Source organism: Caballeronia fortuita, assembly GCF_001544835.2.
GTDB lineage: Bacteria > Pseudomonadota > Gammaproteobacteria > Burkholderiales > Burkholderiaceae > Caballeronia > Caballeronia fortuita.
Genome location: NZ_FCNX02000012.1, coordinates 237589 through 248943, shown reverse-complemented (window position 1 = coordinate 248943; position 11355 = coordinate 237589). Strand labels below are relative to the sequence as shown.

Annotated in this window: 10 protein-coding genes; 9 read left to right on the top strand and 1 reads right to left on the bottom strand. The window is 59.4% G+C overall.

Annotated elements, in window-relative coordinates; translation table 11 throughout:
* Positions 1-145 precede the first annotated feature (145 nt).
* Genes AWB77_RS23305 through AWB77_RS23290 form a run of 4 tightly spaced genes read left to right on the top strand, consistent with a single transcriptional unit; the run spans position 146 to position 3833 of the window.
* Complete coding sequence (locus AWB77_RS23305) at positions 146-1255, top strand: tyrosine-type recombinase/integrase (RefSeq protein WP_061136787.1); 1110 nt, start codon at positions 146-148, stop codon at positions 1253-1255.
* On the top strand, positions 1248-2195 hold the full coding sequence (locus AWB77_RS23300) for a hypothetical protein (RefSeq protein WP_061136786.1): 948 nt from the start codon (positions 1248-1250) through the stop codon (positions 2193-2195). Before AWB77_RS23305 ends, AWB77_RS23300 begins: the two co-directional genes overlap by 8 nt.
* 4 nt (positions 2196-2199) lie before the next feature.
* Complete coding sequence (locus AWB77_RS23295; protein WP_061136785.1) at positions 2200-2571, top strand: VPA1267 family protein; 372 nt, start codon at positions 2200-2202, stop codon at positions 2569-2571.
* 5 nt (positions 2572-2576) lie between these two features.
* Positions 2577-3833: a site-specific integrase gene (locus tag AWB77_RS23290; RefSeq protein WP_208601551.1), complete on the top strand. Its 1257-nt coding sequence runs from the start codon at positions 2577-2579 to the stop codon at positions 3831-3833.
* Between the two features lie 756 nt (positions 3834-4589).
* Here the strand turns inward: AWB77_RS23290 and AWB77_RS23280 are convergent.
* Positions 4590-5495, bottom strand: a complete 906-nt coding sequence (locus AWB77_RS23280; RefSeq protein ID WP_061136815.1) for a LysR family transcriptional regulator — start codon at positions 5493-5495, stop codon at positions 4590-4592.
* Between the two features lie 89 nt (positions 5496-5584).
* Here AWB77_RS23280 and AWB77_RS23275 point away from each other — a divergent pair, with 89 nt between their 5' ends.
* From AWB77_RS23275 to AWB77_RS23255, 5 genes are all read left to right on the top strand, one after another.
* Complete coding sequence (locus tag AWB77_RS23275) at positions 5585-7189, top strand: ATP-dependent acyl-CoA ligase (RefSeq protein WP_061136783.1); 1605 nt, start codon at positions 5585-5587, stop codon at positions 7187-7189.
* Between the two features lie 123 nt (positions 7190-7312).
* Positions 7313-8653 carry an MFS transporter gene (locus AWB77_RS23270; RefSeq protein ID WP_061136782.1) on the top strand — a complete coding sequence of 447 codons (1341 nt, stop codon included), beginning with the start codon at positions 7313-7315 and terminating at the stop codon, positions 8651-8653.
* An 11-nt stretch (positions 8654-8664) separates the two neighbouring features.
* On the top strand, positions 8665-9816 hold the full coding sequence (locus AWB77_RS23265) for a thiolase family protein (RefSeq protein ID WP_061136813.1): 1152 nt from the start codon (positions 8665-8667) through the stop codon (positions 9814-9816).
* 7 nt (positions 9817-9823) lie between these two features.
* A complete protein-coding gene (locus AWB77_RS23260; protein WP_244158620.1) occupies positions 9824-10129 on the top strand; it encodes a Zn-ribbon domain-containing OB-fold protein in 306 nt (101 codons plus the stop codon).
* Between the two features lie 134 nt (positions 10130-10263).
* Entirely contained in the window at positions 10264-11316 is a 1053-nt protein-coding gene (locus tag AWB77_RS23255; protein ID WP_244158626.1) for a porin, read from the top strand.
* Positions 11317-11355: the final 39 nt, after the last annotated feature.

The following is an 11355-nucleotide window of genomic DNA, read 5'->3' as shown; positions in this document are numbered from 1 at the left end:
GGCTACGCCGCCTCCGACCTCTCACCAACGGCCAAAACCTCTGTCGCTATACCGGCCAAGATGATTGTCGCCGCGCAGACTGGAAGCATTCGCTGCCTACACGCCTGCCCTCGTGGAAGGAAAACCTTGGTGGCCGCTTCACATCATGACCAAGCGTGCCGATGGCACCGACTACCTCGACACGCACCGGATCATGCACATCATCGCCTCGTTCGTCGACGCCTGCTGCACCCTAATCCTGGCGACTACCGGAATGCGCCGGTCGGAAGTAGTCAATTTGCGCTCCGGTTGCGTGAGCAGGACAGCGGAAGGCCCCTGGTTGAACTTCACCGTCTTTAAGACCTCCCAGGCCAGCCAAGGGGACACAAAGGTCATTCCCATTCCGGAGCCGACGGCAAGGGCGATTGGACTAATCGAGGCGTTGTCGCACGAAGCACGCATGTATGGCGGGCACGACTTCCTATTCGCCGTCGTAGCGGGACACCATTTCGGCAACCGTGCGCACCTTGCGTATCCAGAACGAGCAGTAAAGCGCGTCGCCCGCATCACCGGGGTTGATGCCTCAGTCTATCCGCACCGCTTCCGCAAGTCTCTGGCGATGTATTTGATCTACCAAGACCCGCGCAACATTGAACTGATCCGCCAATTGTTCTCGCACAAGAGTCTGAAGATGACCTTGCGATATATCCTCGCCCTTCCGGGCGTGCATACGGAAATCAAACAAATCATCGTCGCCCAGAATGTCGCTCTCTTGACGGAGGTCGTCGGGGCCGCGTTGAACAAAAAGATCGGCGGTGTCGCGGGCCTGCGCGTCCGGAAGACCATCGAAGAATCCACAATATTCAAGGCCAAGCTGCAGGACGCTGGCAAGGAGACGCTGGTTCAGTATGTTGAGTCGATGCTGGACCAGGGCATTTCTATTCTTCATCGCGCAAATCTAGCGATCTGCATGAAGACTCCGGCGACGGCGGAGCCTTCGCCGTGCGGGCACAAGCTTCTCGCGGAAGCGCCGGAACTGCATCCGACGCTGTACGCCTGCGCCCCCCTGAACTGCCGCTTCGCTGTCTTCACGGAGAGACACATCCCTGTTCTCGAAAACGAGATCGCGTTTCATCACAAGCTTGTCGCGCATCCGTATGCCGGGGTGCAGCAGAAGGTTTTCTCGGAACGGATCATCAAGCAGGCCTTCGCTCGGTTGCGCGAGATCGACAGTGACCATGCAGACGGATTTCTAAGAACGGTGGCGAATGGCTAATCGGGACCTTCTCGATCGCGTGTATGCGTGCATCGGGACGATGCGTTCGCGCGGCGACAAGCTCAACGTCGAGAAGGTGGCGATGACGGCTGGTGTCGCCAGGGCTACCCTCTACCTGCCCGACCCGGATTGGCGAGAGGTCCGTGCGGTCATCAAAGGCAAAACATCGTCACGCGTGAAGCTCGTCGAGATCGAGCTTGCTGGGGCGTCGAAAGTCCAGCGGAAGGTGGCCGAACTCAAAGAGCGCGTGGCGAACGCTGAAGGTGAATTGCAAGCGCTCAGGAGGGATGCAGAGAAGATTTATCGCAAACTAGTCGATCAGCTTCAATACTACGTGGCGCTGGCTGCCGAGACGCCGGCCAAAACGGCGAATCGGGCCAAGCAACTCAAGGAGTCCGGGCACGACAAACAGGAAATCAAGCAGCTCCGGGCGGAGGTTGCCTTGCTGCAACAGCAGGTGCGTAATGGTCCAACGGAACCGGCGGCATTGACCACGAAGCGTTACATAACGCTACCGGCGTCAAGTTCCTGGGCCGACACCCTGGCGTCGTTCATGGACCAACTGGCCGAGGTCATACCTGACGAGCCAGTCGCCAAGACCATCGGTGCAGTCTATGTCTTGTGCGGTCTGCCGAAGGCCGGGAAAACTACTTGGGCCACGGAGCATAAGTCTCAGGTCCCCGGCATCGCGCTTTACATCGATGGCGTCGTGCACACTGCAGAGCAGCGCCGTTTCATCGCGGATCGATTACGCAAGATCACAAACGCTCCGATCCATTGCGTTCGGGTACGCGCCGACGGTCCGACGTGCGTAACCCGCAGTGGTCGAAGGCACCATGGTGCGGCTCACATCGAGGCGCAGCATGCCATCGAAATGGTCGCGGCGGAGTTTGAGGAGGTGTCCTTGACCGAGCCCTTCAACTCCATCGTGCTGGCGTGATGCTATGAGCAAGCTAGAACGGCTCAACGCGTTCTTTACCGCCAGAGAGGAGGCAGGCGATTGGCGAGAGTACCTCAACAAGGCGGGCACCCGGATCAGCCGGCAAACGGTGGTTGCGGCCTGCCGATTCCCTCGGAGCACCTTGTATCAGGCCTCTGCCATCCAGATGCGACTGGTGGAGATGGAGGCGACCCTGAGGCAGCGGGGAATCGCTAAAGCGCCCGGCGCCGAAAAGCCGTCATCACCAGACTTCGACGGTGAGGTGGACATACAGCTCGACGCGCTGAATGAACGCATGGACAACCTGCTGAGAGGAATCGAGGAAATGCGGGCATTGATTGACTCATTCGCACCAAACGAGGTGTCGGCATCGTGAGCATAATGGAGTTCGCAAACGGCCTGATAGGTCATCCCGCCTACAAGCGTTCGCGGGTTGCCATCTTCTTCGACAACGATCACGGACTTCTCGAAGAGCCCACGCGTTGGATGATGGCGGTCGCGAAGCGGAAATCTAGGAGTATCGAGACCAGCCGCAACTATGCGCATATTCTGGCACGCTACTTCGACTGGCTGGACAATGCCGGCTACGGCTGCGTGGCCTGGCAGTCCATTGACGAGGACATCTTCGATGCCTATCTGGTCCATCTGGGGCAGCCCCGAGAGGACGGCAGCACCATTGCCTACGATACGGCGCTCCACTACGCCTACCGGATTTACGACTTCTACAGTTGGGCGAAGAAAAACGGTTACGAGCATTCCCTTGAAGTGGATCGCGATGAGATCGAGCATCGACTCGATGCAAACCAGCACCTACTAGGACACATTAAGCCTTCCGTCAGCGTCGAGAAGCTCAACTTCAACTTACCCACTGGACGGCCAGCATTGCATCACCGCGAGCTGGACAGGCTCGTCGCGCAGTCCGACTACGAGGCGGCGCTGCCACTCTTCGACGACCTCGTGTATGCCATCATTGCGACGATAATTCGCATCACGGCGGTGCGCCCTAAGGACTTGCTCCAGCTTCCGTATCGCGGCAAGGCGGTCAACGTCGACTTCGTGCCCTACGACGAAGGCGAAGCACCGCCGGACCTTGGTCGACGATCGTTGCATTACGAGTTTGCATCGAAGGGCAAGGTGCGCTCCATCGAGTTCCCTGGGAAGCTGTGGCAAGCCATCTGTGCCGCCTACATCCCGCTTCGCCGACAGCGTGCGGAATTGTACCGCGACCGGACAGGGATTTCCCCACCGAACTCCGTCCTGTTCCTGAACGAGGCGGGGTATGCAGTGACCTATCAAATGCTTTACCGCGAGTTCGCCAAAATTCCATCTCTGGCTGCGAAGGCACTCGACGCTAAATTCAAGGGGCGCCGTTTCACGGCCTGCATGCTCCGGCATTCCTGCGCCACGTACTTCGTCTACGAAGCGCTCAAGCAGAAGGGGCGTCTCGGGCAGCATTTCGTTTACGATGCGGCGCTGGATGAGGAACTGCGCAAACTGATGGGCCACAACGACATCAAAACTACGCTCGAATATTACGTGCACTTGGTGAATCGATTTGTCCACGACGATCTACTGGTCGATCTCAAGCGCGCACAGGTAGACTCTTGCCTCAGTGCGCTATTGGAGCATCACGACTAAGGAGGCAGCTAGTGAGCGAGAGCGTCCATCCACTTCTTGTGCTCCAATCTCGTCCGTCCCCGCGCAATGTCCGGTTCCCAGCGAGAAAGCTGGCAGCGGTCTTGCCTCATGCCGGCCAGTTTCTGCCGCTCGCTAGACTCGTCGAGCGGTCGGTCGAACGGCTGGTTCAATCCATGAAACGGCCCGAGACTCAACGCGAGCATTTCGGACTTGGTTGTCATTCATGCAACCACGCCAGTGAGACCGCTAATGTCGCGTTTCCGCGTTCGTTGGAATATCACCCGAAGCGTCACGACGGGCGGGTGAACCTCGGTCGGTCATGCACTGGCTGCCGTAGCCGTCTCGGTCTTGAGCAACGCGGCGTCGAGTCATGCTGCGGATGCTGGTGACTTCGTGTTGCCGGACCTGATTCATTGAGTGCATCTGCGTGCGACTGCGACGCGGGCCGGATTGGTGAGTGCGATTGGTTTATGCGCGCTGCTGATACTGGGTGTGTGATACCAAAATGCGGCAAGACGCTCAGGATTCTCACCGAAACTTCCTGAGCTTGGAGCTGATAGCGCTGCTGACTAGGCACGGGGGTGCAGACTAGGCGGCGGCAGCAAGGCTTAAGCATCGATCGGATGCAGAGACTGCAAGCCCAAGCGGCGCGACTTCGGCGTCAGACGCTTTCAGGGCTTTAGTTGTGGCGAGCCGGAATTTCGTGATGGCGGTCCTGCTTCCAGTCGCGGTGCAAAGCTCAATCTCGCTCCCGCCTCATCGCCTCAAAGTCTCCAATAACAGCTGCCGAAACCATCGGTTGCCTTCGTCCGACCCATAAAGCTCATGCCAGTGAATCGTCGATTCAAAATGCGGTAGGTCAATGGGCGGCGGGTACACCGCGAATTGATTTGCGTCGTTGAAGATATCAGCGACGCCGCGAGGTAGCGTTACCATCCAGTCGGTGCGCAAAAGTATCTCTGGCGTTACGTTGAAGTGGGACACGCGCAGCGCAATGCGGCGGTACAGCCCGCCGAGCCGCAAAGACTCCTCGATCAACACGTGACTCCGATCCAAAGATGCGACTGCGACGTGGGACATTTGCTGGAACTGTTCCGCGGTGAGTCGTTTGGCTGGCAGGCCGGGCCGCTTGCGGGTCATGCAAGCGTACTCATCTTTGAACAGCAGCGCGTGCTCGGTCGTCGTCTTCAGCGATGGCAGGTTGCCGATGGCGAAATCGAGCTGTCCGAGCCGCATGCGTTCTTCAACTTCAGTCACAGGCACAGCTTCCGCTGCGATGCGAACGCGCGGCGCAAGTTCTTGAAGCCTCTCGCAAATGGACGGTAGGAATGCCTGCTCGCCAACGTCCGACATCGAGACCCGGAATTCCCGCGTGCTCGTCGCCGGATCGAACGGTTCGCCGTGACGCAACGCCTCCCTTGCGGCCGCGAGGGCCCGGCCGATCGGATCCTTCAGCCGCTGTGCAACGGAGGTGGGCAACATGCCCTCGGGCGTGCGCACGAATAGTGGGTCATCGAACATTGCGCGAAGTCGTCCCAATGCGTAGCTCGTCGCCGGCTGCGACAGGCCCAAGCGCTTGCCCGCATGGGTCAGGCTCCTTTCTTCCAGGACCGCTTGAAACACGCGAAGCAAGTTCAGGTCGACCTTATTGAAATCCGCCACGCTTATACCGCCCATATTATTTATGAATTTGACGGATAGTATAGGCAATCCTAGACTCGTTTCAAATTGATGTGACGAGGCTGAGATTTATGAACACGTTGGTGGAACCACTGGTGATTGCAGGAGCGCATCGCACGCTGCCTGATTTGTTGCTAAGCCGCGCTGCTCGCAACGGTGATGCTCCGCTCTTTTCTGATCGCGAAACAACTTGGACGGCACGCGACGCCGTTGAGGCAGCATCGAGACGCGCCGGTGCATTAGCAGCTTACGGAATTAGGCGGGGTGACCGCGTCGCGATCCTCTGCGGAAACCGGATCGAGTTCATGGAAATGGTGCTCGGGTGCGGATGGCTTGGCGCGGTTGCCGTGCCAATCAACACCGCCTCGCGTGGCATGCAGTTACAGCACATCTTGCGGAACTCCGGCGCCCGCCTCCTGGTTGCAGAGTCAAACCTGATCGAAGCGGTCAGGGCGCTGGACCACGATGAACTCTCCCTCGAAACAATCTGGGTCATCGGTGCGCCGCATGACGTCTCTGGACCCTCGCCGTTTGCGCAAGTGGGGCTTCCCCCGGGCGGTGAGCCGGTCGAAGCGGCGGCGCTTAGCGACGGCGATCCGTTCGTTATTCTTTACACGTCAGGCACGTCCGGGTTATCCAAGGGCGTCGTATGTCCCCATGCGCAGTTCTTCTGGTGGGGCACGCATACAGGAGGCGACCTTGAAGTGCGCGCCGGCGATGTGCTCTATACGTGTCTTCCCCTCTTTCACACAAACGCGCTCAACAGCTTCTTCCAAGCTCTGATGCACGATGCGCAGCTCATCGTCGAACGGCGGTTCTCGGCTAGCGGGTTCTTTGATTCGCTTGTCAGCACCGGGGCGACGGTCACGTACGTGCTGGGCGCAATGGTTCCGATTCTTCTCTCACGGCCACCATCGCCCAAGGAGCGCGAACACCGTGTTCGCGTAGCGCTAGCACCCGGCGTGCCCCCGCAGTTTCAGGACGCATTCACAGAACGCTGCGGCATCGGTCTTGTCGACGGCTACGGCTCGACCGAAACGAATTCGGTCATCGGCGGCAAGTTGAACACACGCCGTGCGGGATTCATGGGCAAACTCGCGCACGGCTTCGACGCGCGCGTCGTCGATGAGAACGACCAGCCGGTGCCGGACGGCGAGGCAGGGGAGCTCATCTTGCGTGCGGACCAACCCTTCGCGTTCGCGAGCGGCTATTTCGGCATGCCGGAGAAGACGAATGAAGCGTGGCGCAACCTTTGGTTCCACACAGGTGACCGCGTCGTGCGAACCAAGGACGGCTATTTCCGGTTCGTTGACCGGCAAAAAGACGCAATCCGTCGACGCGGCGAGAACATTTCCTCGTTCGAGGTCGAGCAAGTCCTGCTCAGCCATCCCGACGTGGAACTGGCCGCAGTTTTTGCAGTGCAGTCTTCTCTTGCCGAGGATGAAGTCATGGCCGCCATCGTTCTGCGCGAGGGCCGCACGCTCGATCCGCTCGAACTCGTCAAGTACTGTGAGCCGCGCATGCCTTACTTCGCCGTCCCCCGCTATGTCGATTTCAGGCCCGATGTCCCGAAGACGGAAAACGGCAAGATCATGAAGTACAAGTTGCGGGAATCGGGAGTGACTTCAACGACGTGGGATCTCGAAGAGTCGGGATATCGCCTCAAGCGCTCCTAGATCGCGAACAGCTGCAACGCGAATATCGTTTCCCTCCCGTCGTCGGTCGACCCGATACCAAGGGGAGCAAACGCAACTCCATCGTCACCTTTCAGTGCCCTCGGGGCACACCAGGAGTAAGAGATGGCAAGCATGCAAACCCTGTCGGCCCAGGCCGCCCACTCAAACGGATCGACCGCCGAAGTAGCGGGCCATGTCGATCAAAAGTCGCTTCGACGAATCGTGATGGCATCGGTCGCGGGCAACGCGCTCGAATGGTACGACTTCTTTCTCTACAGCACGGCTGCCGCGCTTGTCTTTGGCGAACTATTTTTCCCGAAAGGAACGGACCCGCTCATCGGAACGCTCGGTGCGTTCGCCGGCTTTGCCGTCGGCTTCGCTGCGCGTCCGCTCGGGGGCGTCATCTTCGGTCACATCGGAGACCGCTTTGGCCGGAAGGGGGCGTTGGTATGGACACTGTCCATCATGGGGGGCGCGACCTTCTTGATCGGTGTCCTGCCAACCTACGCACACGTAGGCATGTGGGCGCCGGCGTTACTAATGGCGCTGCGCATCTTACAAGGCGTCGCTGCAGGCGGCGAATGGGGCGGCGGTGTCCTGATGATCAGTGAGTCCGCTCCGCCCGAGAAGCGCGGCTTCTACGCATCGCTGAGCCAGATCGGCGTGGGGGGCGGGTTCGTGTTGTCTGCCGTAGTCTTTTTTATCGTGCAGATGTTGCCGAAGGACGCATTTATGAGCTGGGGCTGGCGGATCCCGTTCCTTCTCTCGATTCTGATTTTTGGCGTAGGCGTCTATATTCGTTCGAAGTTGCCTGAGAGCGCGGAATTCGCTAGTACACAGGCTGCGGGGAAAAAAGCGCACATGCCTGTGCTTGATGTGATCCGCAAGCACCCGCGCGAGATTCTGTTGGCGATGGGCCTGCGGGTGGCGGAGAACGGCGGCTCGTACATCATGCTCGCCTTCGCGTTGGCCTACGGCAAGTTCATCGGTGTGTCGAGCCAGGTCATGCTCGCTGGCGTGATCGTCTCGATGAGCATTGAACTTTTTGCGATGCTCCTGTGGGGGCGGCTGTCGGACCGTGTTGGCCGCAAGCCCGTCTATCTGATCGGCGCATTGGGACTCGTTGCAATCGCCTTTCCCTTCTTCTGGCTCATTGACACCAAGGTTCCGGCGCTTATCTGGCTCGCGTTCCTGCTCGGAAATGCGATCTGTCATGGAGCGATGGTCGGCACGCAGCCAAGCCTGATGGGTGAGCTCTTCAGTACCGAGGTGCGTTATTCAGGCATGGCGCTGGGACATGAGGTGGCATCCGTATTCGCGGGTGGTCTTGCGCCGATGCTCGCGACTGCGTTGCTCGCGCATTACCACGCGGCATGGCCCGTCGCGCTGATGATGATGGGGATGGGTCTCATCACGGTCATCGCGCTCGTCTTCACGCGTGAAACCGTCGCCAGACGCGCTTGAGGAACGCCAACATGTCAGCATCCGATTTCGATGGGGTTGTCGTTGCGGCCGGCGTCGAGGTGCCTTACAGCCGGCAGCCGACGACTGGTTCAACTGGCGAGCTCCTCGCGCAAGCTTTCGGCTCGTTACTGCATGAATCTGGCCTCTCGGCGAAAGACATCGATGGTCTGGGAGTGGCTTCATTTACGCTGGGTCCCGATCACGCAGTCGATCTAGCATGGCGGCTTGGCCTGAGTCCTCGCTGGTGCATGGATGATTGCCACGGTGGCGCAAGCAGCATCAATCTGTTACAGCATGCGATTCGCGCGATTCAGCACGGTGACGCGAATGTCATCGCGCTGGTCTCAGGCGACCAGTTCCAGCCTAGTGATTTCAAGAATCTCGTCGAAAACTACAATCTGACGACCCGTACGTGGCTACGGCCCTTAAAAAATGGTGGGCCGAACAGCGTATTCGCGATGCTCACGCAGCGACATGCGAGGCGTCATGGCCTTACCCGCGCCGACTATGGCGCAATATGTGTCGCCCAACGCGAATGGGCGAGCCTGAATCCCAAAGCTGTTTATCGGACGCCGATGTCTGTCGACGATTACCTGGCAGCACCGCTGGTGGCTGATCCGCTCGGGCGCCTCGACTGTGTGCCCGTGGTGGGTGGCGCAAACGCCATCCTGGTCACTCGTGATGACCTCGCGCGCGGTCCGAAGGCCGTCCGCGTGCGGGGCCTTAAATGCTTGTACAACGCCGACCATCAGGTGGGCGACGGGCTCGAGACATCTCTCAAACAGGTGGCAGCGGATCTGTGGCGACAGGCGGGCGTAAGTCCTGAAGACGTCGATTTGGTGTCCGTATATGACGACTATCCGGTGATGGTTCTTGCGCAGCTGAGCGACCTCGGCTTTGCCGCCGACGGGGATTTGCGTGCGCTCATTGCGCGGATCGCCTCGCGTACCTTACCTGTCAATACCTCGGGCGGGCAGCTTTCCGTCGGGCAGGCGGGCGCTGCCGGAGGCATGCACGGGCTGGTCGAAGCCATCGCGCAGCTTCAGGGCAAAGCGGGCGATCGACAGGTGAAGCAAGCGAAGCTCGCCGTGGTGAGCGGATACGGCATGGTCGAGTATCGCTACGGAATGTGCGCGAACGCCGTGGTGATGGAAAGAGCTTGAGGAGCGAATGATGAACCTCGACGTTACGCAATGCACGCAGTGCGGGTTGACCCTCTTTCCGGCTCGGTACTTCTGCCCAAGCTGTGGCAGCAACGGGTGGACGCGACGCACGGTTGAATTGGGGACGGTGATGGAATCGACCGTCGTACGGCACCGCGCGGGCGAACGAGACTCGCCACTGATTTATCTCGCGACCGTACGGACGGACGCGGGGCCTGTGGTGGTCGCGCGCCTGAACGCCGCGGTCCCGGACGGATCGGCGGTGCGGCTAGAGGTGCACGACGATCAATGCATCGTCGCGGTTGCAGTCTGACATTGTGCGAACCAGCAGCAGGTCTTAAGAAAAAAACGTCGCTTTATACCAGGGAGATCGTCGTGAGAAAGTTCTTATTTGGGCTGTCGTTAGGATACCTATTCGCATGCCAGGTTGCGCATGCTCAAAGTAGCGTGACGTTGTACGGGATCATCGACGACGGCCTGACCTGGTCCAGCAATCAAGGCGGTCACAGCGCGTGGCAGATGCAAGGGAGCATTTCGCAGGGCAACCGCTGGGGCTTGAGGGGAGTGGAAGACCTTGGCGGCGGCTATTCCGCGCTATTTAAGCTGGAGAACGGCTTCAACGTGAACACGGGGACGCTGAGTCAAGGCGGACGGCTCTTCGGCCGGCAAGCGTACGTTGGTCTCTCGAGTACACGCTACGGTACGGTGACGATGGGTCGACAGGGCGAAGCCATTGGAGATTACATCGGCACGTTCTCGGCCAATGGCATGCTCCCGGGGGGCATTCTCTTTCCGCATCCAGGCGATCTCGATAACAATGGCATCGACTTTCGCCTGAACAACACCGTCAAATATGTGTCACCGACCATTGCCGGGCTTACCGGCGTGGCGATGTACAGCTTCGGTGGCGTCGCTGGTGACTTCGCCCGAACGAGCGCGAAATCTTTCGCACTGACATACGCATACGGCGGGTTCCAGTTCGCCGGCGCCTATACGTCGATCGATCATCCCGCCCAGGCTGTTCCTGAAGGACTTTGGACTGCGTCCAACACTGTGAACGGGAACTACGGTCTTGCTGCAGGCAGCTATAAGGTGATCGGCGTCGGTGCGGCCTACAACTTCGGTCGGGCGACGATCAGTGCCGACTGGACGCACACGCAGTTCGGCGATCTCGATCCAACGCTCGGCGCCAAGATCGGCGGCCACGCAACGTTCAACATCGGCGAAATCGTCGGGCTTTATAAGCTCACACCGAGTTTGCAACTAGGCGCGGCGTACAGCTACACGGCTGGCCGCGTGTCGCAGACGGGTTATGCACCGGGCTATCACGAAGGCGATGCAAGCATCGACTACCTGCTTTCGGTACGTACTGACGTTTACGCCAGCGCAACTTACATGCACGCGACTGGCGGTGCGGTAGCCAACCTCGCACCCGTGCTCGCAGCATCCAGTTCGCCGAATCAGGTGGCATTGCGAATCGGCATGCGTCACAAGTTCTGAGTGCGCGGGCGTTTTCGAGGACGAACATTCGTTGTAGCA